The organism is Kitasatospora phosalacinea (assembly GCF_000716545.1).
GTDB classification, from domain to species: domain Bacteria; phylum Actinomycetota; class Actinomycetes; order Streptomycetales; family Streptomycetaceae; genus Kitasatospora; species Kitasatospora phosalacinea.
The window spans coordinates 36835-61877 of record NZ_JNWZ01000015.1 but is presented as its reverse complement, the minus strand read 5'-3'; the positions used below and the strand labels follow the sequence as shown (position 1 = coordinate 61877).

Here is a 25043-nt window from a genome sequence, read left to right as displayed (position 1 = left end):
AACCGGGCAACCTACCGCCACCCCCAGAGGTCGTACCTGGCGTCCGGAAGTGGGCACAATTGACCCTGCACGGCCGACCGCCCCGGCGACGGGGACGTCGACCGTCCTGGGATGGACCGGGGCGACACAAGGGGAGGCAGGACCACGGTGGCTGACGGCACCAAGGCGATCGTCGACACGTCCGAGACGGACGGGGCGGCGACCGAGGCCGCGCCTGCGACGGGCACGGAGCGCGAGGCCGGCTCCGACCACGGGTCCGACCGGGGCTCCGACCACGGGTCCGACCTCGACCGGGCCGCCAAGGGCCCGGCGAAGGGCTCCCCGAACGGGTCCGCGAACGGTGCGGCGAAGACCGTCACCGCGAACGGCTCCACGAAGGCCGCGCCCAAGGGCGGAGCCAGGAACGGGGCGAAGGGCGCCGCCCGGGGCAACGGCAAGGGCACCGCCAAGGCGGACCCGAAGACCACCCCGCTGCGCCCGGCGCGCCCGAAGGGCGCCGCCGCGCCCGCACCCGCGCCCGCCGCCGGGAGCGGTCCCGAGGCCCCGCCGACGTCCCCGGCCGCCCCCGCGGCTCCGGCCGCCCCCGCGGCCCCTGCGGCCCCGGGACCGGACGCCGCCGGGGCCGGCGCTCAGGGCCTGCCCCCCGAGGCCACCGCCCCGCTCTCCGCCCAGGAGATCGACGCCGAGCTGGCCGCCCAGGGCGCCCGCCCCGACCGCCCCTCCCGCAGCCGCGGGGTGCGCCGTCCGCTGCCGCCGGTCGAACCGTCCGAGCCCGCCCCGCCCACCAGCACCGAGACCCTGGACGCCGACACCGCCACCCTGCCGACCGTGCTGCCCGCCCCGCAGCGGCACAGCGGCGACAAGATCGGCGCCCGCTACCGGCTGGAGGAGTGCATCTCCTCGTCGGAGACCTTCAGCAGCTGGCGCGCCGTGGACGAGAAGCTCCGCCGCGCCGTCGGCGTCCACCTGCTCGCGGCCGGCCACCGCCGGGCCAAGTCGGTGCTCACCGCCGCCCGCAGCGCCGCCCTGCTCGGCGACCCGCGCTTCGTCCAGGTGCTGGACGCGGTGCAGGAGGGCGAGCTGGTCTACGTCATCCGCGAGTGGCTGCCCGGCGCCCACGACCTCGGCGAGCTGCTGGCGAACGGCCCGATGGAGCCGTACGACGCGTACCAGATGGTCCGCCAGGTCACCGACGCCATCGCCGCCGCCCACGAGCGCGGCCAGGCGCACCTGCGGCTCACCCCCAAGTGCGTGCTGCGCACCGACGGCGGCCAGTACCGGATCAACGGCATCGCGGTGGACGCGGCGCTGCGCGGCCTGCCCGCCGAGGACGCCGAGCTGACCGACGTCCGGGCGATCGGCGCGCTGCTGTACGCGGCGCTCACCCACCGCTGGCCCTACCCGGAGGACCGCTACGACCTCCAGGGCCTGCCCAAGGGCCTCGGCTGCGTCCCCCCGGACCAGGTCCGGGCGGGCGTCCACAAGGGCCTGGCCGAGCTCGCCGCGCGCATCCTGTGCGAGCAGCCCCCGAACCACAAGGAGCCGATCACCAGCCCCGCCGAGCTGGCCGCGGCGATCGACCGGATGCCGAAGATCCGGCAGCCCGAGCAGCCCGCCCCGCCCGTGCTGCGCGCCCTGCCCGCCGCCCGGCCGCGCTACGCGAGCAACGCGCCGACCCAGGCGATCCCGCGCACGGAGCCCGCGCCCGTACCGGCACCCGGGCCGGGCCGGGCCCCCGCGCCGCGCCGCCGCGGGCTGCGCCGTCTGCTGAAGTGGACCGCCTCGCTGGTGGCGCTCTCCGCGGTGGCGATCGGCTCCTGGCAGCTGGCCCAGTACGTCAACGCCCACCAGGGCAAGTCCGACAGCAGCCAGAGCACCCCGGCGCCCGCGCCGAGCGGCTCGGCGTCCGCCGCCACCGGCGAGAAGCTCACCATCGCCACGCTCTCGCCGTTCAACGCGTTCGGCGACAACAAGAGCGAGCACTTCAGCGAGCTGCCGAACGCCACCGACGGCAACCCGGCCACCGCCTGGAGCACCCAGCGCTACAACGACCAGTTCGGCGCCTACCGGCCCGGCACCGGCCTGCTGATCGACCTCGGCTCGGCCCGCCAGGTCGGCTCGGTGGACGTCCAGTTCATCGGCGACACCAAGGTCGAGCTGAAGGCCGCGCCCGCCGGCACCACCGCCGCGCCGAGCTCCGACGAGTCCGGCTTCCACGGCTTCGGCGCCTCGATCGCGTCCGGCTCCGGCGCCAAGGTCACCCTCAAGCCGGACGGCCCGCTCACCACCCGGTACCTGCTGCTCTGGCTGACCAACGTCCCGGCCAACGAGGACGGCGGCTTCCGCGGCCGGGTCGCCGAGGTCCAGGTCAACAGCTAGCCCCGCACTCCCCGCCCGCACTCCCTCCCCGGCACCCCTTGATCCGCTCCGGCGCATCCCCAACGATGTGACCCAGGGCCGCCGGAGCGGACGGCCGAACCGCAAGGAGGGGGCGGATGGCCGAGGAGCCCACCGACGCCGAACTGCTCGCCCGGCACGCAGCGGGTGACCCGGACGCCTTCGGGTTGCTGGTGCACCGCCACCGGGACCGCCTGTGGGCGGTCGCGGTGCGCACCCTCGGCGACCGCGAGGAGGCCGCCGACGCCCTGCAGGACGCCCTGGTCTCCGCGTTCCGGGCCGCCGCCGGGTTCCAGGGCCGCTCGGCGGTCACCACCTGGCTGCACCGGATCGTGGTCAACGCCTGCCTCGACCGGGCCCGCCGCCGCGCGGTCCGCCGGGCCGAATCGCTCGACCAGCGCCCGGAGGGCACCGCGGAGCGCGCGCTCGGCCCCGCCGAGGACGCGGAGCACCACGCGGTGCGGGCCGAGACCCGCCGCGAGGTGGCCGACGCGCTGGCCGCACTGCCCGCCGAGCAGCGGGCCGCGCTGGTGCTGGTCGACATGCAGGGCTACCCGGTGGCCGAGGCCGCCGAGGTGCTCGGCGTCCCGGTCGGCACCGTGAAGAGCCGCTGCGCCCGCGGCCGGGCCCGGCTGCTGCCGCTGCTGCGCCACCTCGGCCCCGGCTCCGTTCCACGTGAAACCGAGCCGCCCGCCGTTCCACGTGGAACACCGGACGGCGCGGTCCCCGTTCCACGTGGAACGTCCGCGGCCGCCCGTCCCGCCGCCGTTCCACGTGGAACCGGACCGGCACCCGGCGGAGCCGCCCCGCCCCCGCCCCGGGGCGGGAACCCGAACCCGCCCTCCCCCGTCCCACCCACGGATCCCTCGCCCGCGCTGGAAGGAGATGCGACCCCGCGATGACGCCGCACCCGCCTTCCGGCCACCCCGACCTGGATGCCCTCGCCGACCTCGCCGAGGACCTGCTGCCGCCCGAGCAGGCCGCACCCCTGCACGCCCACCTGACCACCTGCCCGGCCTGCGCCGGGGACTTCGCCGCCCTGCGCGGCCTCCCGGAGCTGCTCGCCGACGCCCCCGCGCCCGCCATGCCGCAGGACGTCGCGGACCGGTTGGCGGCCGCGCTGGCCGCCGAGTCCGCCGCCCGCGCGGAGACCGGGCCGACCGCCGCTCCCCCGGCCCCCGGGCCGACCCGCGCACCGGCCCCGGCGCCGGCCGTCCCGCGCCGCACCGGCGCCCCGGCGGGCGCCCCGTCCAGCGGCACCGGCCCCGGCCGTCCACCGCGGCGGCGCGGCGGACGGCTGCTGCTCGCCACCGCGGCCGTCGCGCTGGTGGCGCTCGCCGGGGGGCTGGGGGGCTCGCTGCTCGACCGCGACTCCGACGGGGCGGCGGGCAGCGCGGCCGCCGGGCCCGCCCCCGACACGGTGGCCGCCGACGGCTCCCGGGGCGCCAAGAGCACCGGCGGCGACTCCTCCGCTCCCCGGCAGGTCGCTCCGGGCGGCGGCGCGGACGACGGCGGACCGGACTTCACCGCCGCCCAACTCCCGGCCCAGGCGGGGCAGCTGATCCGCCGGGGGTCCCCGCAGCAGATCGGCCCGGCCTCCCCGGACGGGGCGGCGGCGGTCCCGTCCTGCGTCCTGGACGCCGCCGGGCACCCCGGCGAGCAGCCGGCCGCCACCGGTCCCGGCCGCTACCAGGGCCGCCCGGTGCTGGCCCTGGTGTTCCGGCCGCCGGGCGGTGACGGCCCGCTGGACGTCTACCTGGCCACCCCGGACTGCCCCGGTTCGACGATCCTGCTGCACAGCGCCGTCCCGGCCCCCTGATTCCTCGCCCGGTCCGGCCCACCGCGCCCGGAGTGCGGGCGGTGGGTGCGGTCGGGCCTGGGAATGCGGGAGACTGGTGAGTCGTTGTCCGGGGCGGCGGAGCAGACCGCCCTCCCCCGCGCGAGCGGGACGCCAGGCGAACCAGGAGAAGCAGTGAGCGACGTCCGTAACGTGATCATCATCGGTTCCGGCCCGTCCGGGTACACCGCTGCGTTGTACACCGCGCGCGCCTCCCTGAAGCCGCTGGTGTTCGAGGGTGCGGTCACGGCCGGCGGCGCCCTGATGAACACCACCGAGGTGGAGAACTTCCCGGGCTACCGCGACGGCATCATGGGCCCCGAGCTGATGGACAACATGCGCGCCCAGGCCGAGCGCTTCGGCGCCGAGCTGGTCCCGGACGACGTCGTCGCCGTCGACCTCACGGGCGACGTCAAGACCGTCACCGACTCCGAGGGCACCGTGCACCGCGCCCGCGCCGTGATCGTCGCGACCGGCTCGCAGCACCGCAAGCTCGGCCTCCCGAACGAGGACAAGCTCTCCGGCCGCGGCGTCTCCTGGTGCGCGACCTGCGACGGCTTCTTCTTCCGCGACCAGGACATCGCGGTGGTCGGCGGCGGCGACACCGCCCTGGAGGAGGCCACCTTCCTGTCCCGCTTCGCCCGCAGCGTCACGGTCGTCCACCGCCGCAACTCGCTGCGCGCCTCCAAGGCGATGCAGGAGCGTGCCTTCGCCGACCCGAAGATCACCTTCGCCTGGGACAGCGCGGTCGAGGAGATCCACGGAGACCCGAAGCTCTCCGGCGTGACCCTGCGCGACACCAACACCGGAGACCTGCGCGAGCTGCCCGTCACCGGCCTGTTCATCGCGATCGGCCACGACCCGCGCACCGAGCTGTTCAAGGGCCAGCTCGACCTGGACGCCGAGGGCTACCTCAAGGTGGAGGCCCCCTCCACCCGCACCAACCTCCCCGGCGTCTTCGCCGCCGGCGACGTGGTGGACCACACCTACCGCCAGGCCATCACCGCCGCCGGCACCGGCTGCTCCGCCGCGCTGGACGCCGAGCGGTACCTGGCCGCGCTGGCCGACGCCGACGAGGCCCCGGCCGCCGTCGTCGCGGTCTGACGCCCCGCCAGGCCCGTCCGGGCGGGAGCAGAAACAGATCCGCCCCCGCCGTTGTTATCACTGACGTACCTCTCCTCCGACCCCAAGGAGTTCCCGTGGCCGGCGCCACCAAGGAAGTAACCGACGCCACCTTCGACGCCGAGGTGCTCAAGAGCGACAAGCCCGTCCTCGTCGACTTCTGGGCCACCTGGTGCGGCCCGTGCCGCCAGGTCGCCCCGGTCCTGGAGGACATCGCGGCCGAGCACGCCGACAAGCTGACCGTGGTCAAGCTCGACGTGGACGCCAACCAGGAGACCGCTGCGGCGTACAACGTGATCTCCATCCCGACGCTCAACGTCTACAAGGGCGGTGAGCTGGTGAAGACCATCACCGGCGCCCGCCCGAAGGCCGCCCTGCTGCGCGAGCTCGCCGAGTACCTGTAGGCCCGACCACGCCGCGGCGGCCCGGACGGCACCACCGTCCGGGCCGCCGCGGCGTTCCCGGAGCCGTCCGGGGCGGGTGCGTCCGGGGCCGATCCGTCCGAGGCCCCGTCGGGAGGGCTTCGCCAGGAAGCCCCGAGAGCGCGGCGGCCTCCGGGCGGCGGCGCCCCCGGTGCTCCGGCGGCTTCGCTGAGAAGCCCTCAGCGCGGAGACCGCCCGCCCGCGCGGACCGCCCCGGGGCGGAGGATCGCTCCCTCAGAGCGGCCGCAGCGCCGGTTCCTGGCGCCGGCCGCCGAGCAGCCGCTCCAACGCGCCCTCCACGTCACCCTTCCAGGAGAGCGTGGTGCGCGCCTCCAGGCGCAGCCGCGGGTACCTGTGGTGCGGCCGGACGGTCTTGAAGCCCACCGCCAGCAGGTGGTCGGCGGGCAGCACGCAGCTCGGCACCTCCCGCCCCTGGGCGCCGAACGCCTCGATCGCCCGGAAGCCGCGCCGGACCAGGTCCTTGGCCACCGACTGCACCAACACCCGTCCCAGGCCCTGCCCCTGGAAGCCCGGCAGCACCCGGGACACCATCAGCTGCACCGCGTCCGGCGAGATCGGGCTGGTCGGGAAGGACTGCCCGCGCGGTACGTACGCGGGCGGGGCGTAGAGCACGAACCCGGCCGGGCGGTCGTCCACGTAGGCGACCCGGCCGCAGGATCCCCACTCCAGCAGCACCGCGGAGATCCACCCCTCCTTCTCCAACTCCCCCTTGCCTGCGTCCTGCGCGTCCCGCCCGCTGACCGGGTCGAGCTCCCAGAAGACGCAGGAGCGGCAGGTGTTCGGCACATCAGAGAGGTTGTCCAGCGTCAGCGGAACGACCCTCCGTCCCACGCCCGCACCTCCTCCTCCAGGCGGAAACCCTCCGGACCCAGTCTGCTCCGCCCGACGGAACGGGTGCACGTTCCACGTGAAACACGCACCCGTTGGCTCGCTGCCCGAGGTCTCCGGGTCAGGACAGCGGCAGACCCCGCTCCCCCGGGGCCAGACTGTCCAGGATCCGGTTCAGGTCCTCGACCGAACCGAACTCCAGTACCACCTTGCCCTTGCCGAGCTTGCCGTCGCGCTGCGAGACCTCGACCTTGACCCTGGTCTCGAAGCGGTCCGAGAGGCGCCCGGCCAGCTCGTCGAAGGCCGGAGTGGGCAGCGGCTCGGCGCGCGGGGCGCGCCGCTTCGGCTCGACGCCGGCCATCAGCTTGGCGATCTCCTCGGTGGCCCGCACCGAGAGCAGTTCGGCCACCACCCGAGCGGCCAGCTTCTCCTGCCGCTCGGCGTCCGGCACCATCAGGATCGCCTTGGCGTGCCCGGCGGTGACCTCCCCCGCCGCCACCTTCAGCTGCACCGACACCGGCAGCTTCATCAGGCGCAGCGTGTTGGAGACGTGCGGCCGGGACTTGCCCACCCGGTCCGCCAACTCGTCGTGCGTGCAGCCGAAGTCGCGCAGCAGCTGGTCGTACGCCGCGGCCTCCTCCAGCGCGTTCAGCTCGGCCCGGTGCAGGTTCTCCAGCAGCGCGTCCAGCAGCAGCTTGTCGTCGTCGGTGGCCCGCACGATCGCCGGGATGACGTCGAGGCCGGCCTCCCGGGAGGCCCGCCAGCGGCGCTCGCCCATGATCAGCTCGTAGCTGTCGGGCCCGGTCTGACGGACCACCACGGGCTGGAGCAGGCCGACCTCCTTGATCGAGGCGACCAGTTCGGCGAGCTTCACCTCGTCGAACACCTCGCGCGGCTGACGCGGGTTGGGGCGGATCGACTCCAGCGGCAGCTCGGCGAACCGGGCCCCGTTCACCGGGGCCAGGGCCGCCTCCAGGACGCTGCGGCGCTGGTCGCCCGCCAGCTCCCGCAGGCTCTCGGCGGCGGCCTTGGCGGCCACCGTGCCGCGGTCGGTCGGCACCGACGGCGCCGCCGCGACGGGCCCGGCCGGCTCGGCCGGAGCTCCCCCGGCGGCCGCCGGCTGGGTCGCCGGGATCAGCGCCCCCAGTCCCCTGCCCAGACCCCTGCGCGTGCCACTCACCGCTTGCCCTCCATCGAACTGTGCTGTGCCGTCGGCGCGGACGTCTCCCCGCCGCTCTGCGGCGGAACGACCGCCGCGCCCGCCCGGTGCCGCCCGACCGTCGACTTGGCGACCTCGGCCCGCAGCGCCAACTCGCGCGCCGCCTCCAGGTAGGAGAGCGCGCCGGTGGAGCCCGGGTCGTAGGTCAGCACGGTCTGCCCGTAACTGGGGGCCTCGGAGATGCGCACCGACCGCGGGATGGCGGTGTTCAGCACCTCCTTCTCGAAGTGCGTCCGCACCTCCTCGGCGACCTGCGCGGCCAGCCTGGTCCGGGCGTCGTACATGGTCAGCAGGATGGTCGAGACGTGCAGCGACGGGTTCAGGTGCGCCCGCACCAGCTCCACGTTGCGCAGCAGCTGGCCGAGGCCCTCCAGCGCGTAGTACTCGCACTGGATCGGGATCAGCACCTCCTGGCCGGCCACCATCGCGTTGACGGTCAGCAGCCCCAGCGAGGGCGGACAGTCGATCAGCACGTAGTCGAGCGGCTGCTCGTAGGCGGCGATGGCGCGCTGCAGCCGGCTCTCCCGGGCGACCAGCGAGACCAGCTCGATCTCGGCGCCCGCCAGGTCGATGGTGGCCGGGCAGCAGAACAGCCCCTCCACGTCGACCACCGGCTGCACCACGTCGGCCAGCGGCTTGCCCTCGACCAGCACGTCGTAGATCGACGGCACCTCGGCGTGGTGGTCGATGCCGAGCGCGGTCGAGGCGTTGCCCTGCGGGTCGAGGTCGATGACCAGCACCCGCAGGCCGTGCATGGCCAGACCGGCGGCCAGGTTGACGGTGGTGGTGGTCTTGCCCACCCCGCCCTTCTGGTTGGCGACCACCATGACCCGGGTCGCGGCGGGCCGGGGCAGCGCCTCCCCGGCGTTCCCGGTGGCCGGAGCGACGGTGTGCGCGGCCCGGGCGACGGGGGTGTCATCCACCTGATCGACGATCTCCGACTCCTGCATGGGGGTCAGTGTTTCACGTGAAACCGGGGCCGCGACAGTCACGTCCGGGTGACGGTCCGGGGCCCGATTGAGTCCTTGATCAAGTACGCCGGAGAGCAGGAAGCGACGTTTCACGTGGAACACCATGCCCGGAATGTCGGGATCCGTGGGCCCGACACTCCGGGTCCCGCCCGAACGGAACGGGGCGGGCGGCCCACCGGCCACCCGCCCCGAACACCAGCGCGAAGGGCTCAGCGCCGCCCGCGGCTGCCGCCGCGCCGACCCGCACCCTCGCCGCCCTTACCCCCGCCGCGACCCGCCCGGGCCGCCCGGGCCCGCCGGGTGGCCGCCCTCACGCCGCCGGGGCTCTCCCCCGCCTCCACCCGCACCACCCGGGTCGGGGTCACCAGCACGCCCTCGCCGACGCCGATCACCGACCACTTCACCGCACCCAGCCGGGTCAGCGCCGCCCGCGAGTCCGTCAGCTCCTGCTCGGCGGTGTCACCCTTCAGCGCCAGCATCTGCCCGTACGGGCGCAGCAGCGGCATGCCCCAGCCGGCCAGTCGGTCCAGCGGGGCGACCGCGCGGGCGGTCACCACGTCCACCGCCAGCTTGCCGACCGTCTCCTCGGCCCGGCCGCGCAGCACGGTGACGTTCTCCAGGCCGAGTTCGCGGACCACCTCCTCCAGGAAGGTGGTGCGCCGCAGCAGCGGCTCCAGCAGGGTCACCGACACGTCCGGCCGGGCCAGCGCCACCGGGATGCCGGGCAGGCCGGCGCCCGAGCCGACGTCGCACAGCGAGACCCCGGCGGGCAGCAACTCGGCCAGCACCGCGCAGTTGAGCACGTGCCGGTCCCACAGCCGGGGCACCTCGCGCGGGCCGATCAGCCCGCGCTGCACCCCGGCGGTCGCCAGCAGCTCGGTGTAGCGCACGGCCTGCGGCAGCCGATCACCGAAGATCCGCCCCGCCGCCTCCGGCGTCTGACCCGGCCCCTCCAACGGCGCCTCGGGCTCCGTGCCGTCCCTGTCCATCTCTGCCTCTCCGCTCACCGTCGAATCCACCCGCCGTACCAGCACTGTTCCACGTGAAACACCACTCCGCCGTAGAAGCGACGACCCCGCCCGCGCGAGGCGGGCGGGGTCGGACACCGGAACGGCAGCACCACCGGCGTCAAGCCGGCAGCACGACCACGCACCGCTGGGGCTCCTCGCCCTCCGACTCGCTGCGCAGACCCGCGGCAGCCACCGCGTCGTGCACCACCTTGCGCTCGAACGGGGTCATCGGCCGCAGCTTGACCTGCTCGCCGGTGCTCTTGACCCGCTCGGACGCCTCCGCGCCCAGCTCCGCCAGCTCGGCCCGCTTGCGCGCCCGGAAGCCCGCGACGTCCAGCATCAGGCGGCTGCGCTCGCCGGTCTCCCGGTGCACGGCCAGCCGGGTCAGCTCCTGGAGCGCCTCCAGCACCTCGCCGTCCTGGCCCACCAGCCGCTGCAGCGTCCGGTCGTCGCCCTCACTGACGATGGAGACCAGCGCCCGGTCCCCCTCGACGTCCATGTCGATGTCGCCGTCCAGGTCCGCGATGTCCAGCAGACCCTCCAGGTAGTCGGCGGCGATGTCACCCTCGTGCTCCAGACGCGAGAGGACGCTCTCACCGGCCGGCGCGGTGTCGACGGCGGAGGTGGTGCCATCCGTCACAGGTGGACTCCTTCGGAAACGAGGCCCTCGGGTGGGGCCGAGAACGAGGGTGAGGGACTACTTCTTCTTCGGCCGCGGGCCGGCCTGGCCACCGCGCCGGGGCTGCTGGCGCTGGCCCGGCTGGGCCCCCGGCTTCGACCCGCCCGGCTTCGCACCGGGCTTCCCGGTGCCGGACGGAGCGGCCGGGGCCGGCGCGGCCGGAGTCTCGTCCGCGGCCTGCGTGCCCTCCGCCGGCTCCGCGGCCTGCGCCTGGTGGGTGGTGGACGCCTGCCGCTGCGCCTTGCTCTGCTTGCGCGGCTGCTGGCGGCGCACCTGCACGCTCTCCGCGACCGCCGCCTGGGCGTCGGCCTCCGCGCCCTTGGGGTTCTTGGAGCCGGAGAGCATGGCCGCCAGACCGGCCTTCTGGATCGAACCGTCCGGGTTGATCCGGCCCGCCTTCTTCAACCGCGCCTGGCGCTCGTCCCACGCCCGGCTGCCCGGCGTCGGGTTGTTGCGGATGACGACCAGCTGCTGGCCCATCGACCAGACGTTGGTGGTGAGCCAGTAGACCAGCACACCGACCGGGAAGTTGATGCCCATCACGGCGAACATGATCGGGAAGACGTACATCAGCATCTTCTGCTGCTGCATGAACGGCGTCTTGACCGAGAGGTCGACGTTCTTGGTCATCAGCTGGCGCTGGGTGACGAACTGCGACAGCGACATCAGCACGATCATGACCGCGCAGACGATCTGGATGTGGACGCTGTCCGCGCCGACGAACTTGGCCGACAGCGGGGCGCCGAAGATGTGCGCCTGCTTGGCGCTCGCCAGCAGCGGCTGGTCGATGACGCCGATCGTCTTGTCGTTGGCGATCGAGGCCAGCACGCCGTAGAGGGCGGTGAAGAACGGCGCCTGCACGAGGATCGGAAGGCACGAGGAGAACGGGTTGGTGCCCGCCTCCTTGTACAGCTTCATCATCTCTTCGGACTGGCGCTGCTTGTCGTTCTTGTAGCGCTCCTGGATGGCCTTCATCTTCGGCTGGATCGCCTGCATGGCCCGGGTCGCCTTGATCTGCTTCACGAAGAGCGGGATCAGGCAGATCCGGATGACGACCACCATCATCACGATGGACAGCCCCCACGCCAGGCCGCCGTCGGGGTCGAAGACGTGGCTGAACAGCGAGTGGAACTGGACGATGATCCAGGACACCGCTGTGTAGAGGGGACTCAGAAAACCGAAGGTCACCGGTCAGACTCCTTGGGCATCGGGCTTCGCCACCGGCTCCGGCTCGGCGGTCCCGCTCGTGGGGTTCAGCAGATTGCGCAGCCGGCGGTGCCACACCGGGTGCTTTCGCGGCGGAACGTGGTCAACCCCACCGGGAGACCAAGGGTTGCAACGCAGGATGCGCCAGCCGGTCAGCCAGCCGCCCTTGATCGCGCCGTGGACGCGAACCGCCTCGTACCCGTAGCGGGAACACGAGGGGTAATACCGGCACACCGGTCCGAGCAGCGGACTGATGGTCCACTGGTAGAGCCTGATCAGGCCCATCAGCAGGTACTTCATCGCCCTGTTCCCGTCGGGGCACTGCCGGTCGGTTCCGACCTGAGCAGGCGCCGCAGCGCCGCGTCCAGGTCGTGCTCAAGGTCCGAGTACGAGGCCGTCGACGCAGCCGGCAACGCCCGTACCACTATCAGGCTACCTGCGGGCAACCGGGACAGACGCTCGCGCACCAGGTGACGCAGCCGACGCTTCACCGCGTTGCGGACCACGGCGGGCCCCACGGCCTTGCTCACGACGAAACCCGCACGCGCCGAAGGAAGCCCCTCGGCGACGTGCGGGTGTGAGTCGCTGTTCCGGCCGACTCCTCCGTCGGGGTCCGCCTCTCTGTGGAGGTGGACCACCAGCAGGGGCCGACCTGCGCGGCGACCGCGTTTCACCGCGGTCGCGAAGTCCTGGCGCCGCCGCAGCCGATTCTCGGTGGGCAGCACTGCAGACCCTCTGCGCGGATCAGGCGGACAGGGCGGTGCGGCCCTTGGCACGGCGGTTCGCCAGGATGGCGCGGCCGGCACGGGTACGCATCCGCAGCCGGAAGCCGTGGGTCTTGGCGCGACGACGGTTGTTCGGCTGGAAGGTGCGCTTGCTCACTCGGGGGCTCCTGGGATGAATCGTAGGATGACGGGGAATCGCTTGGCCGTCACCGTGCGTCCGCGCGATCTCCCCTTGGACTGGGAAATCCGGCTCCCTGACCCAGATCTGCTGGGCTGGGGCCACCACGGCGCCCGTGCTGCGCGCGTCATGGAAGCGGGCGGACCCGCGGACATGCGGCAGCGGCCATCGACAACTCGACCTGGTTACGGTACGCGGGAGCGGGTCCGAGGGTCAAACCAGGTGGCCGCCGCCCCGTTGCCCACAGCCTGTGGACAGCAACTTGAATCAGCTCTGCCCGCTGACTACCGTTGCAGGACTTGTCTCTTTTGTTCTGCGCCTCGGCCGCACCGCCGCCGCGCCACCCGAACCCCCTTGCCTTTGACCTGCCTGGCTCCCCCTGCTCGGGGAACGAGAAAGCGTGTACCAGTGGCTGATGTCAACAGCGATCTCGTCCTGATGTGGTCGAGGGTCGTCGAGCGACTGGTCAGCGACAGCGATGTCGTCGAGAAGGACAAGAACTGGGTGCGCCGCACCCAGCCGATGTGGATGATGCACGACACCGCCCTGCTCGCGGCGCCCAACGAGTTCGCCAAGCAGGTGCTGGAGGGCCGGCTGCTGCCGCAGCTGACCGAGGCCATCTCGCAGGAGTTCGGCCGCCAGGTGCGGATCGCGGTGATGGTGGACGCCAACGCCGCCCCGGCCGGCGAGCCCGACCAGGACCAGGAGCTCGACCCCGAGCCCGTCCCGGAGTGGCCGCACCCGCGCCCCGAGCAGTCCTACCCGTCCCGCGTCGAGCAGTCCTACCCCGCCAGGTCCGATCAGCCGTACCCGGCCGCTCCCGGGGGCTACCAGCAGCCGGGCCCGCCGCCCGGCGCCTGGCCCGGCCGGGGCGGGGACGACTACCAGCGGCCGCCGTACCCGCCCGCGGGCTACCCGGCGGCCGAGCCCTACCGGACGCCGGCCCAGGCCCCGTACCGCGACCACCAGCCCGGCGCGGAGGCCGGCGGCTGGGGCGAGCCGGCCCCGATGCCCGAGCGGCGCCCGGACCCGGCCCCGCGGCGCTCACACCGGCCCGGACCGGACTCCGCGCAGGGCGACCTGTTCGGCGGAGCGCTCGGCTCCCCGGACGAGGACCGGCCGCGGCAGAGCGGCTCGCGCCGCGGCGCCCGGCCCGCCGCCCAGGCGCACTCCCCGGTCGAGCGCCCCCCGGGTGTCCCGGCCCCGCCCGGCGCCCCCCCGGCGGGCGGCCCGCGCAAGGACGAGCCGAACGCCCGGCTGAACCCCAAGTACCTGTTCGACACCTTCGTGATCGGCGCCTCCAACCGCTTCGCGCACGCCGCGGCGGTGGCGGTGGCCGAGGCGCCGGCCAAGGCGTACAACCCGCTCTTCGTCTACGGCGAGTCCGGCCTCGGCAAGACCCACCTGCTGCACGCCATCGGGCACTACTCGCGCAGCCTGTTCCCGGGCACCCGGGTGCGCTACGTGAGCTCGGAGGAGTTCACCAACGAATTCATCAATTCGATCCGGGACGGCAAGGCGGACGCGTTCCGCAAGCGCTACCGGGACATCGACATCCTGCTGGTCGACGACATCCAGTTCCTGGCCAGCAAGGAGTCGACGCAGGAGGAGTTCTTCCACACCTTCAACACCCTGCACAACGCGAACAAGCAGATCGTCCTCTCGTCGGACCGGCCGCCCAAGCAGCTGATCACCCTGGAGGACCGGCTGCGCAACCGCTTCGAGTGGGGGCTGATCACCGACGTCACCCCGCCGGAGCTGGAGACCCGGATCGCGATCCTGCGCAAGAAGGCGATCCAGGAGCAGCTGAACGCCCCCGCCGACGTGCTGGAGTTCATCGCCTCCCGGATCACCCGCAACATCCGGGAGCTGGAGGGCGCGCTGATCCGGGTCACCGCGTTCGCCAACCTGAACCGGGCCCCGGTGGACCTGGAGCTGGCCGGCATCGTCCTCAAGGACCTGATCCCGGGCGGGGACGAGGACGCCGGACCGGAGATCACCGCGCAGGTGATCATGCAGCAGACCGCCGCGTACTTCGGGCTGGGCGTCGAGGACCTGTGCGGGTCCTCGCGCAGCCGGGTGCTGGTGACGGCCCGCCAGATCGCCATGTACCTGTGCCGGGAGCTGACCGACCTGTCGCTGCCGAAGATCGGCGCCCAGTTCGGCGGCCGGGACCACACCACGGTGATGCACGCGGACCGCAAGATCCGCTCGCTGATGGCCGAGCGCCGGTCCATCTACAACCAGGTCACCGAGTTGACCAACCGCATCAAGAGCTAGCTAACAAAAGTCGGACACCGTGCGCAGAGGTCTCGACGGAATTCTGTCGGAGAGTCAAAAACCTTCAGTAGAGCGGTAGTTGAAGCACCGAAGGGGAGTCAGGCCGAGGCGGCCCGGCTCCCCTTCCGCATGCCCTGAGCATGACTCGGACGAGTGGCGGGCCTGCGGCGGAAGACACTCGTCCGAGTGCACGGGAGCCCTTTCCGCAGACCGGGCCGGGCCCGCCGTAGTAGAGGGATGCCGATCGAACGCGGAGCTGCCCGCCGGGCCTCCTCCGAGGGCGGCAGGGGGCCGCCGGGGGCCTCCCGGGGTGGCCGGATCGCACCGGTCGGGGCCGGCCGGCGGGCCCCGGAAGTGTGGAGGGGCCCGGGCCGGGGCAGGAATCCGCCCGGCGGCCGGGTCCGCGGGCCGCCCACCGCACCGAACGTCTGCGCAGCGAATCGAACGGTTCGGGCGCGCACCCCGGTTTTCCACAGGAACGGGTGGGTCCTCCCCGTCCACAGGGTGCGCGGGGGCGAGTTATCCAGAGGTTCCTCCACAGGCGGATCACGGCTACGCTCTTCCGCGCAGGTCAACCGTCTGTGGACTTGTGCACAACGGTTATCCACAGGCTGTGGAGAACTGAGGCCCCGTCAGCCCGTCCACGGAGTTATCCACCGGCTGTCCACAGGAATGGGTGAGTTATCCCCAGGTTTTCCACAGCTGCGTCCACAGTTCGGCAACATCAACTCCCTTGTCAGCCCTGGGTGTGAAAGGCGTCACGTGATGTTGATCCGGCCCGGTGGATAACTCGGGGGATTTCTGTGGACAGAGCTGTGGATAACCTGTGGATACTCAGCGTGCCCTGTGGATTACTCTCCGCTGTCCACAGGAGGGCCTGGTTGTCCACAGCCGCCGTCCACAGGTCCTGTGGACAAAATCCGGCCTCTGAGCTGCGAAAACGGGGTTATCCACGGTATCCACAGGCCCTACTACTACTGCTACACATAGAGAGCTCGGACCTTGATCAACAGTGGGGGTGCCCCGAATCTGTGGACAACCGGGCCCCGACATCTGTTCGGCTCACTTGTGCCCGTCTGCCCCGGCTGTCAGCCGAGTACGTCAGACTGTCCTTCGGCAACCGGGAGCAGGACGGGGCGGAGCGGATCCGCCCGGGCCCGACCGGGGGCCGGAAGAGGATCAGACGATCGACAGCACGGCGGGCGGTACCGGCCGGCCGTGCGGCGACAGCAGCAGCCAGGAGGCGGTTACCGGTGAAGTTCCGGGTGGAGCGTGATGTCCTCGCGGAGGCGGTGGCCTGGGCTGCCCGCAGCCTCCCCGCGCGGCCGCCGGTGCCGGTGCTGGCCGGCCTGCTGCTGACCGCGCAGGAGGGCGCCCTGGCGCTCTCCGGGTTCGACTACGAGGTGTCGGCCCGGGTCGAGCTGGAGGCGGACGTCGAGGAGGCCGGCACCGTCCTGGTCTCCGGCCGGCTGCTCAACGACATCTCGCGGAACCTGCCGAACCGCCCGGTGGAGATCTCCACCGACGGCGCCCGGGTCAGCGTGGTCTGCGGCACCTCCCGCTTCACGCTGCCGACCCTCCCGGTCGACGAGTACCCGGCGCTGCCGCAGATGCCCACCGCCACCGGCACCGTCCCGGGCGACGTGTTCGCCTCCGCGGTCAGCCAGGCCGCGGTGGCCGCCGGCCGCGACGACACCCTGCCGGTGCTCACCGGCGTCCGGGTCGAGATCAACGGCAGCGGCATCACCCTGGCCGCCACCGACCGGTACCGCTTCGCCGTCCGCGAGCTGCTCTGGAAGCCCGAGCAGGACGACATCAACGCGGTCGCGCTGGTCCCCGCCAAGACCCTGCAGGACATCGCCAAGTCGCTGGGCAGCGGCGACCAGGTCACCATCGCGCTGTCCGCCGGCGGCGCGGGCGAGGGCCTGATCGGCTTCGAGGGCGCCGGCCGCCGGACGACGACCCGCCTGCTGGAGGGCGAGTTCCCCAAGTTCCGGTCGATCTTCCCGACCGAGTTCTCGGCGGTCGCCGCGGTGCAGACCCAGCCCTTCCTGGAGGCGCTCAAGCGCGTCTCGCTGGTGGCCGAGCGCAACACCCCGGTCCGGCTGAACTTCGAGCAGGGCGTGCTCACCCTGGAGGCCGGCTCGGGCGACGACGCGCAGGCCACCGAGCGGATCGACGCCGACCTCGAGGGCGACGACATCTCGATCGCCTTCAACCCCGGCTACCTGGAGGAGGGGCTCAAGGCGATCGACGCCGCGTACGCGCAGCTGAGCTTCACCACCCCGACCAAGCCGGCCCTGCTCACCGGCAAGCCCGCGGTCGACGCGGAGTCGGACGAGGCCTACCAGTACCTGATCATGCCGGTCCGCCTCTCCGGCTGATCCGGCACCGACCACCTGGGGCGCGCGGGCGAGGAGCCTCCGCGCCCCTGTGGCTGCCCGGCGCCCCCTCCTCGTCGGCGTAGGCTCAGTGGGTGCGGCAACGGCGCCGTCATCAGGCACGACACCACAGTGAAGGACTTGTCATGGAGCTCGGCCTCATCGGTCTCGGCAAGATGGGCGGCAACATGCGCGAGCGCATCCGCCGCGCCGGCCACACCGTCATCGGCTACGACCGCAACCCGGACCTCGCCGACGTCGACAGCATCGAGCAGCTGGTCACCAAGCTGGAGGCCCCCCGCGTGGTGTGGGTGATGGTCCCGGCCGGCGGCCCGACCCAGGAGACCGTCGAGCGCCTGGCCGACCTGCTCTCCCCCGGCGACGTGGTGGTCGACGGCGGCAACTCGCGCTGGACCGACGACGTCAAGCACGCCGAACTGCTCGCCGAGAAGGGCATCGGCTTCGTCGACTGCGGCGTCTCCGGTGGCGTCTGGGGCCTGGAGAACGGCTACGCGCTGATGTACGGCGGCGAGGCGGCCGACGTCGCCAAGGTCCAGCCGGTCTTCGACGCGCTCAAGCCCGAGGGCGACTTCGGCTCGGTGCACGCGGGCAAGGTCGGCGCCGGCCACTTCGCCAAGATGGTCCACAACGGCATCGAGTACGCGATGATGCAGGCCTTCGCCGAGGGCTGGGAGCTGCTGGAGGCGGCCCCCGAGGTCACCGACGTGCGCGAGGTGTTCCGCAGCTGGCAGGAGGGCACCGTCATCCGCTCCTGGCTGCTCGACCTCGCGGTCCGGGCGCTGGACGACGACGAGCACCTGGCCAAGCTCAAGGGCTGGGCCGCCGACTCCGGCGAGGGCCGCTGGACGGTCGAGGCCGCCATCGACCACGCGGTGCCGCTGCCCGCGATCACCGCCTCGCTGTTCGCCCGGTTCGCCTCCCGCCAGGACGACTCCCCGCAGATGAAGATGATCGCCGCGCTGCGCAACCAGTTCGGCGGCCACGCGGTCGAGTCCAAGTAACCGCCCCGGACAGAAGGCGAGCGCAGTCCACCGTCATGCACGTCGCGCACCTGTCGCTCGCCGACTTCCGTTCCTACGCCCGGGTCGAGGTCCCGCTCGACCCGGGCGTCACCGCGTTCGTCGGCCCCAACGGCCAGGGCAAGACCAACCTGGTCGAGGCGGTCGGCTACGTCGCCACCCTGGGCAGCCACCGGGTGGCCACCGACGCCCCGCTGGTGCGGCTCGGCGCCGAGCGGGCGGTGGTCCGGGCCAGCGTGGTCTCCCAGGGCGGCCGCACCACCCTGGTCGAACTGGAGATCACCCCCGGCAAGGCCAACCGGGCCCGGCTGAACCGCTCCGACAGCGTCCGCCCGCGCGACGTGCTGGGAGTGCTGCGCACCGTGCTGTTCGCCCCCGAGGACCTCGCCCTGGTCAAGGGCGACCCGGGCGAGCGCCGGCGCTTCCTGGACGAGCTGCTGACCGCCCGGGCCCCCCGGCTGGCCGGGGTGCGCTCCGACTACGAGCGGGTGCTCAAGCAGCGCAACGCCCTGCTGAAGACCGCCGCGATGGCCCGCCGGGCGGGCGGCGGCAAGTCCGCCGACCTGGCCACGCTGGAGGTCTGGGACGGCCACCTGGCCCGGGCCGGCGCCGAGCTGACCGCCTTCCGGATCCAGCTGGTGGCCGCCCTGCAGCCGCTGGTCGCCGAGGCCTACCGGCAGCTCGCCCCCGGCGCCGGCGACACCGTCCTGGAGTACCGCTCCTCCTTCGAGGGCGAGCTGCCCACCAGCCGCGAGCAGGCCGAGCAGCAGCTGCTGGAGGCCCTGCGGGCGATGCGCAAGCAGGAGGTCGACCGCGGCCTGACCCTGGTCGGCCCGCACCGCGACGAGCTGCTGCTGCGGCTGGGCCCGCTGCCCGCCAAGGGCTACGCCAGCCACGGCGAGTCCTGGTCCTACGCGCTGGCGCTGCGGCTGGCCTCGTACGAGCTGCTGCGCGCCGAGGGCGGCGAGCCGGTGCTGGTGCTGGACGACGTGTTCGCCGAGCTGGACGCCCGCCGCCGGGACCGGCTGGCCGAGCTGGTGGCCGGCGGCGAGCAGGTGCTGGTCACCGCCGCCGTCGCGGAGGACGTGCCGAAGGTGCTGCACGGCGCCCGGTACGGCGTCTCGGGCGGCACGGTGGACCGGCTCACCCCGTGAGTCCCGGGAACCACGTACTCTGGGCGGCTCGTCGGAACAGTTGTCCACAGCCTGGGGATGGAGCGCGGATGGCGGAGGGTGCGGAGCTCTCGGGCGTGGACCTGGCCAGAGTGGCGCTGCGGGCGGCCAAGGAGCAGGCCAGGCAGCGCGGCGAGCAGGTGCGCGAGCGGCGCGAGGCCAAGCGGACCGGGCTGCGCAGCGGCGCCCGGGCGGACGGCCGGGACCCGGTGCCGCTGGGGGCCGCGCTGAACCGGCTGATCACCGAGCGGGGCTGGGAGGCGCCGGCCGCGGTCGGCGGGGTGATGGGCCGCTGGTCGCAGATCGTCGGTCCGGACATCGCGGCGCACTGCGAGCCGAAGTCGTACGCGGAGGCCGAGGCGGTGCTCACCGTGCAGTGCGACTCCACCGCCTGGGCGACCCAACTCCGCTTGCTGGCACGCCAGTTGGTGGCGCGGCTGAACCACGAGCTGGGGCACGGCACGGTCCGGGTGATCAAGGTGCTGGGGCCGGACGCGCCGGTGCGCGGCTACGGGCGGCTGCGGGCGCCCGGGAGCAAGGGGCCGGGCGACACCTGGGGCTGACCCGGGCGGAGCGGATCGGGATCTTCCGGAATCGCTGGCAGCCCTGCCAGGCGCTCTGAGCCCCCCTGGCGAGTATCGGGACACGTCCCGAGGGGATTCAGGGCGGCACATCTGCCCTCAGGGGCTGCCAAACGCCCCTCTCTGTCGGTCGTACCGGTAGACTGAAACGCAAACACCGTTGCGTGGAGCAACAGAGTCGAAACGCCGTGGTCGCACACCTGCCCGGGCAAGCGGGGAGGGGCGCGACCCGCGCTGTGCCAGAGAGGGCGCTTCGTGGCCGATTCCGGCAACCCCAGCCAGACCCCAGACCCGACCGACCAGAAGGCCTACGACGCCAGCGCGATCCAGGTGCTGGAGGGCCTCGACGCCGTCCGCAAGCGCCCGGGCATGTACATCGGCTCGACCGGTGAGCGCGGCCTGCACCACCTCGTCTACGAGATCGTCGACAACTCGGTCGACGAGGCGCTGGCGGGCCACGCCGACACCATCGGCGTCACGATCCTGGCCGACGGCGGCGTGCGGGTGGTGGACAACGGCCGAGGCATCCCGGTCGGCATCATGCCGGGCCAGGACAAGCCCGCCGTCGAGGTCGTGCTGACCGTGCTGCACGCCGGCGGCAAGTTCGGCGGCGGCGGCTACGCGGTCTCCGGCGGTCTGCACGGCGTCGGCATCTCGGTGGTGAACGCGCTCTCCACCCGCCTCGCGGTGGACATCAGCACCGACGGCGCCCGCTGGACGCAGGAGTACAAGTCCGGCGCGCCGACCGCCCCGCTGGCGCGGCACGAGGAGACCGAGGAGACCGGCACCACGGTCACCTTCTGGGCCGACCCGGACATCTTCGAGACCACCGTCTACTCGTTCGAGACGCTCTCCCGGCGCTTCCAGGAGATGGCCTTCCTCAACAAGGGCCTGACCATCGTCCTGACCGACGAGCGCCCCGAGCACCTGGACGAGGAGGGCAAGCCGCTCTCCGTCACCTACCGGTACGACGGCGGCATCGCCGACTTCGTGGCCCACCTCAACTCCCGCAAGGGCGAGGCGGTCCACCCCTCGGTGATCGACTTCGAGGCCGAGGACAAGGACAAGACGATCTCGGTCGAGATCGCCATGCAGTGGAACTCGTCCTACACCGAGGGCGTGTACTCGTTCGCCAACACCATCCACACCCACGGCGGCGGCACCCACGAGGAGGGCTTCCGGGCCGCGTTGACGGGTCTGATGAACCGTTACGCGCGCGACAAGAAGCTGCTCCGGGAGAAGGACGACAACCTCTCCGGCGAGGACATCCGCGAGGGCCTGACCGCGATCATCTCGGTCAAGCTCGGCGAGCCGCAGTTCGAGGGCCAGACCAAGGACAAGCTCGGCAACACCGAGGCCAAGACCTTCGTCCAGAAGGTGGTCAACGAGCACCTGGCCGACTGGCTGGACCGCAACCCCAACGAGGCCGCGGACATCGTCCGCAAGTCCATCCAGGCCGCCAGCGCCCGGGTCGCCGCCCGCAAGGCCCGCGACCTGACCCGGCGCAAGGGCCTGCTGGAGTCCGCCTCGCTGCCCGGCAAGCTCTCGGACTGCCAGTCCAAGGACCCGTCCGAGTGCGAGATCTTCATCGTCGAGGGCGACTCGGCCGGCGGCTCCGCCAAGCAGGGCCGCGACCCGCGCACCCAGGCGATCCTCCCGATCCGCGGCAAGATCCTGAACGTCGAGAAGGCCCGGATCGACAAGGTGCTGCAGAACACCGAGGTCCAGGCACTGATCTCGGCCTTCGGCTGCGGCATCCAGGAGGACTACGACGCCGAGAAGCTGCGGTACCACAAGATCGTGCTGATGGCCGACGCCGACGTCGACGGACAGCACATCCGCACGCTGCTGCTCACCCTGCTGTTCCGCTTCATGCGCCCGCTGGTCGAGGCCGGCTACGTCTACCTGGCGATGCCGCCGCTGTACAAGATCAAGTGGGGCCGGGACGAGTTCGAGTACGCCTACTCCGACCGCGAGCGCGACGCGCTGATCGCGGCCGGCGTCGAGGCCGGCCGCCGACTCCCGAAGGACGACGCGATCCAGCGCTTCAAGGGCCTCGGCGAGATGAACGCCGAGGAGCTGCGCATCACCACCATGGACGCCGCGCACCGCCTGCTGCTCCAGGTCACCCTGGAGGACGCCGCCCGCGCCGACGACCTGTTCTCCGTCCTGATGGGCGAGGACGTCGAGGCCCGCCGCTCCTTCATCCAGCGCAACGCGAAGGACGTCCGCTTCCTGGACGTCTGACGTCCGCCCAGGATCGTTGAAAGGAAACTGACCACCAGTGGTCGACGACAACCGTCCGGACGGCGGCGAGCAGCCCGAGGACAGCACCATCCCCGCCCAGGCCGGCAACCGGGTCGAGCTCATCGAGCTCGAGACCGAGATGCAGCGCTCCTACCTCGACTACGCGATGAGCGTCATCGTCTCGCGCGCCCTGCCCGAGGTCCGCGACGGCCTCAAGCCGGTGCACCGGCGCGTGCTCTACGCGATGTACGACGGCGGCTACCGGCCCGAGAAGGGCTACTACAAGTGCGCCCGCGTGGTCGGCGACGTGATGGGCAACTACCACCCGCACGGCGACACCTCGATCTACGACACCCTGGTCCGCCTCGCCCAGACCTGGTCGATGCGGATGCCGCTGGTCGACGGCAACGGCAACTTCGGCTCCCCGGGCAACGACCCGGCCGCGGCGATGCGCTACACCGAGTGCAAGATGATGCCGCTGGCGATGGAGATGATGCGCGACATCGACGAGGAGACCGTCGACTTCGCCGCCAACTACGACGGCCGGCAGCAGGAGCCGACCGTCCTGCCCTCGCGCATCCCCAACCTGCTGATCAACGGCGCCACCGGCATCGCGGTCGGCATGGCCACCAACATCCCGCCGCACAACCTGCGCGAGGTCGCCTCCGGCGCGCTCTGGGCGCTGGAGCACCCCGAGGCCTCCAACGAGGAGCTGCTGGAAGCCCTGATCGAGCGGATCAAGGCCCCCGACTTCCCCACCGGCGCGCTGATCGTCGGCCGCCGCGGCATCGAGGACGCCTACCGCACCGGCCGCGGCTCGATCACCATGCGCGCGGTGGTCGAGGTCGAGGAGATCCAGGGCCGCCAGTGCCTGGTGATCACCGAGCTGCCCTACCAGGTCAACCCGGACAACCTCGCGCTCAAGATCGCCGACCTGGTCAAGGACGGCCGGATCGCCGGCATCGCCGACGTCCGCGACGAGTCCTCCTCGCGCACCGGCCAGCGCCTGGTCATCGTGCTCAAGCGGGACGCGGTCGCCAAGGTCGTGCTCAACAACCTGTACAAGCACACCGATCTGCAGACCAACTTCGGCGCCAACATGCTCGCCCTGGTCGACGGCGTGCCGCGCACCCTCTCGCTGGACGCCTTCATCCGGCACTGGGTCGCCCACCAGATCGAGGTCATCGTCCGCCGGACCACCTTCCGGCTGCGCAAGGCCGAGGAGCGCGCGCACATCCTGCGCGCCCTGCTCAAGGCGCTCGACCAGATCGACGCCGTGATCGCCCTGATCCGCGCCTCGGAGAGCGCCGACGCCGCCCGCTCCGGCCTGATGCAGCTGCTCGCCATCGACGAGCTGCAGGCCAACGCCATCCTCGAGATGCAGCTGCGCCGGCTGGCCGCCCTGGAGAGCGCCCGCATCCTCAGCGAGCACGACGAGCTCCAGGCCAAGATCAACGAGTACAACGCGATCCTCGCCTCGCCCGTCCGGCAGCGCGAGATCGTCTCCGAGGAGCTCACCGCGATCGTCGAGAAGTACGGCGACGAGCGGCGCTCCACCCTGATCCCCTCCGACGGCGACCTCTCCATCGAGGACCTCATCGCCGAGGAGGACATCGTGGTCACCATCACCCGCGGCGGCTACGTCAAGCGCACCCGCTCCGACCTCTACCGCTCGCAGAAGCGCGGCGGCAAGGGCGTGCGCGGCGCGCAGCTGAAGCAGGACGACATCGTCGACCACTTCTTCGTGACCACCACCCACAACTGGATCCTGTTCTTCACCAACAAGGGCCGGGTCTACCGCGCCAAGGGCTACGAGCTCCCCGACGCCGGCCGCGACGCCCGCGGCCAGCACGTCGCCAACCTGCTGGCCTTCCAGCCGGAGGAGCACATCACCCAGGTGATGGCCGTGCGCACCTACGAGGACAAGCCGTACCTGGTCCTCGCCACCCGCGGCGGCCTGGTCAAGAAGTCCCTGCTCAAGGACTACGACTCGCCGCGCTCCGGCGGCCTGATCGCGATCAACCTCCGCCAGGACGACGAGGGCCGGGACGACGAGCTGATCGGCGCCGAGCTGGTCTCCGCCGACGACGACCTGCTGCTGATCTCCAGGAAGGCCCAGTCGATCCGCTTCAAGGCCACCGACGAGGCGCTGCGCCCGATGAGCCGGGCCACCTCGGGCGTGAAGGGCATGGCCTTCCGCGAGGACGACGAACTGCTCTCGATGAACGTGGTGCGGCCCGGCACCTTCGTCTTCACCGCCACCGACGGCGGGTACGCCAAGCGGACCTCGGTTGACGAGTACCGTGTCCAAGGACGCGGTGGTTTCGGTATCAAGGCGGCGAAGATCGTCGAAGGCCGGGGCTCGCTGGTCGGTGCCCTGGTGGTCGAGGAGAGCGACGAGATCATGGCCATCACGCTGTCCGGCGGCGTGATCCGGACCAGGGTTTCCGAAGTGCGTGAAACCGGACGTGACACCATGGGCGTCCAACTGATCAACCTCGGGAAGCGCGACGCGGTGGTGGGCATGGCCCGCAACGCGGAGGCCGACGAGGAGGAGGTCGTGGAGGACGCCGTCGACGAGACGGACACCGCGACCGCCACCGAGCAGGACGCGGACGGCACGCCCGACCAGGGCTGACGCCCGACGCACAGCCGTGGTGCCCGCCCCGCCGTCCGGCGGAGCGGGCACCACGGGTTGAACCGCGGGCCATCGGGGCACGCGGTACA

21 protein-coding genes are annotated in these 25043 nt (G+C 72.4%); 12 read left to right on the top strand and 9 right to left on the bottom strand.

Annotated elements, in window-relative coordinates:
• Positions 1–147: 147 nt before the first annotated feature.
• The 5 genes from OO48_RS09615 (at position 148) to trxA (ending at position 5760) form a co-directional block, all read left to right on the top strand.
• A complete protein-coding gene (locus OO48_RS09615; RefSeq protein ID WP_051731931.1) occupies positions 148–2379 on the top strand; it encodes a protein kinase family protein in 2232 nt (743 codons plus the stop codon).
• Between the two features lie 116 nt (positions 2380–2495).
• Positions 2496–3299, top strand: a complete 804-nt coding sequence (gene sigM / locus OO48_RS09610) for an RNA polymerase sigma factor SigM (RefSeq protein WP_081952012.1) — start codon at positions 2496–2498, stop codon at positions 3297–3299.
• A complete protein-coding gene (locus OO48_RS34995) occupies positions 3296–4216 on the top strand; it encodes an anti-sigma factor family protein (RefSeq protein ID WP_051731930.1) in 921 nt (306 codons plus the stop codon). The genes sigM and OO48_RS34995 overlap by 4 nt, the downstream gene beginning before the upstream one ends.
• A 153-nt stretch (positions 4217–4369) precedes the next feature.
• On the top strand, positions 4370–5338 hold the full coding sequence (trxB, locus tag OO48_RS09600; RefSeq protein ID WP_033214193.1) for a thioredoxin-disulfide reductase: 969 nt from the start codon (positions 4370–4372) through the stop codon (positions 5336–5338).
• Positions 5339–5433: 95 nt separating this feature from the next.
• Complete coding sequence (gene trxA, locus OO48_RS09595; protein WP_033214191.1) at positions 5434–5760, top strand: thioredoxin; 327 nt, start codon at positions 5434–5436, stop codon at positions 5758–5760.
• Positions 5761–6012: 252 nt separating this feature from the next.
• Here trxA and OO48_RS09590 read toward each other — a convergent pair whose 3' ends face one another.
• The 9 genes from OO48_RS09590 to rpmH form a co-directional block, all read right to left on the bottom strand.
• Positions 6013–6630 carry a GNAT family N-acetyltransferase gene (locus OO48_RS09590; RefSeq protein ID WP_033214190.1) on the bottom strand — a complete coding sequence of 206 codons (618 nt, stop codon included), beginning with the start codon at positions 6628–6630 and terminating at the stop codon, positions 6013–6015.
• Between the two features lie 118 nt (positions 6631–6748).
• A complete protein-coding gene (locus tag OO48_RS09585; RefSeq protein WP_033214188.1) occupies positions 6749–7807 on the bottom strand; it encodes a ParB/RepB/Spo0J family partition protein in 1059 nt (352 codons plus the stop codon).
• Positions 7804–8769 (bottom strand): ParA family protein, encoded by a 966-nt coding sequence (locus OO48_RS09580; protein ID WP_051731965.1) that lies wholly within the window; start codon positions 8767–8769, stop codon positions 7804–7806. Before OO48_RS09580 ends, OO48_RS09585 begins: the two co-directional genes overlap by 4 nt.
• A 257-nt stretch (positions 8770–9026) precedes the next feature.
• A complete protein-coding gene (rsmG, locus tag OO48_RS09575; protein WP_033214186.1) occupies positions 9027–9806 on the bottom strand; it encodes a 16S rRNA (guanine(527)-N(7))-methyltransferase RsmG in 780 nt (259 codons plus the stop codon).
• 139 nt (positions 9807–9945) lie between these two features.
• On the bottom strand, positions 9946–10467 hold the full coding sequence (locus OO48_RS09570) for a Jag family protein (RefSeq protein WP_033214184.1): 522 nt from the start codon (positions 10465–10467) through the stop codon (positions 9946–9948).
• A 57-nt stretch (positions 10468–10524) separates the two neighbouring features.
• Entirely contained in the window at positions 10525–11694 is a 1170-nt protein-coding gene (gene yidC, locus OO48_RS09565; RefSeq protein ID WP_051731929.1) for a membrane protein insertase YidC, read from the bottom strand.
• A gap of 3 nt (positions 11695–11697) precedes the next feature.
• Positions 11698–12012, bottom strand: a complete 315-nt coding sequence (gene yidD / locus OO48_RS09560; protein ID WP_033214182.1) for a membrane protein insertion efficiency factor YidD — start codon at positions 12010–12012, stop codon at positions 11698–11700.
• Positions 12009–12437: a ribonuclease P protein component gene (gene rnpA / locus OO48_RS36060; protein WP_081952011.1), complete on the bottom strand. Its 429-nt coding sequence runs from the start codon at positions 12435–12437 to the stop codon at positions 12009–12011. Before rnpA ends, yidD begins: the two co-directional genes overlap by 4 nt.
• Before the next feature lie 19 nt (positions 12438–12456).
• Positions 12457–12594 (bottom strand): 50S ribosomal protein L34, encoded by a 138-nt coding sequence (rpmH, locus tag OO48_RS09555; RefSeq protein ID WP_033214180.1) that lies wholly within the window; start codon positions 12592–12594, stop codon positions 12457–12459.
• Positions 12595–13023: 429 nt separating this feature from the next.
• Between rpmH and dnaA the strand changes: the two genes are divergently transcribed.
• The 7 genes from dnaA (at position 13024) to gyrA (ending at position 24954) form a co-directional block, all read left to right on the top strand.
• Complete coding sequence (dnaA, locus tag OO48_RS09550) at positions 13024–14895, top strand: chromosomal replication initiator protein DnaA (protein WP_081952010.1); 1872 nt, start codon at positions 13024–13026, stop codon at positions 14893–14895.
• Positions 14896–16148: 1253 nt separating this feature from the next.
• A complete protein-coding gene (gene dnaN, locus OO48_RS09545; protein WP_033214174.1) occupies positions 16149–17279 on the top strand; it encodes a DNA polymerase III subunit beta in 1131 nt (376 codons plus the stop codon).
• Between the two features lie 143 nt (positions 17280–17422).
• Positions 17423–18298 (top strand): phosphogluconate dehydrogenase (NAD(+)-dependent, decarboxylating), encoded by an 876-nt coding sequence (gene gnd / locus OO48_RS09540; protein ID WP_033214173.1) that lies wholly within the window; start codon positions 17423–17425, stop codon positions 18296–18298.
• A 35-nt stretch (positions 18299–18333) separates the two neighbouring features.
• On the top strand, positions 18334–19470 hold the full coding sequence (gene recF / locus OO48_RS09535; protein WP_033214171.1) for a DNA replication/repair protein RecF: 1137 nt from the start codon (positions 18334–18336) through the stop codon (positions 19468–19470).
• Between the two features lie 68 nt (positions 19471–19538).
• On the top strand, positions 19539–20051 hold the full coding sequence (locus OO48_RS09530) for a DciA family protein (RefSeq protein WP_033214170.1): 513 nt from the start codon (positions 19539–19541) through the stop codon (positions 20049–20051).
• 273 nt (positions 20052–20324) lie between these two features.
• Positions 20325–22316 (top strand): DNA topoisomerase (ATP-hydrolyzing) subunit B, encoded by a 1992-nt coding sequence (gene gyrB, locus OO48_RS09525; protein WP_209439456.1) that lies wholly within the window; start codon positions 20325–20327, stop codon positions 22314–22316.
• A gap of 37 nt (positions 22317–22353) precedes the next feature.
• Positions 22354–24954 carry a DNA gyrase subunit A gene (gene gyrA, locus OO48_RS09520; protein ID WP_425338526.1) on the top strand — a complete coding sequence of 867 codons (2601 nt, stop codon included), beginning with the start codon at positions 22354–22356 and terminating at the stop codon, positions 24952–24954.
• Positions 24955–25043: the final 89 nt, after the last annotated feature.

Bases quoted from the DNA above. Each gene is read 5' to 3' on its own strand.
- sigM (WP_081952012.1), top strand. From the start codon at position 2,496: ATGGCCGAGGAGCCCACCGACGCCGAACTGCTCGCCCGGCACGCAGCG.
- OO48_RS34995 (WP_051731930.1), top strand. From the start codon at position 3,296: ATGACGCCGCACCCGCCTTCCGGCCACCCCGACCTGGATGCCCTCGCC.
- rsmG (WP_033214186.1), bottom strand. From the start codon at position 9,806: ATGGACAGGGACGGCACGGAGCCCGAGGCGCCGTTGGAGGGGCCGGGT.
- yidD (WP_033214182.1), bottom strand. From the start codon at position 12,012: ATGAAGTACCTGCTGATGGGCCTGATCAGGCTCTACCAGTGGACCATC.
- gnd (WP_033214173.1), top strand. From the start codon at position 17,423: ATGGAGCTCGGCCTCATCGGTCTCGGCAAGATGGGCGGCAACATGCGC.
- recF (WP_033214171.1), top strand. From the start codon at position 18,334: ATGCACGTCGCGCACCTGTCGCTCGCCGACTTCCGTTCCTACGCCCGG.
- OO48_RS09530 (WP_033214170.1), top strand. From the start codon at position 19,539: ATGGCGGAGGGTGCGGAGCTCTCGGGCGTGGACCTGGCCAGAGTGGCG.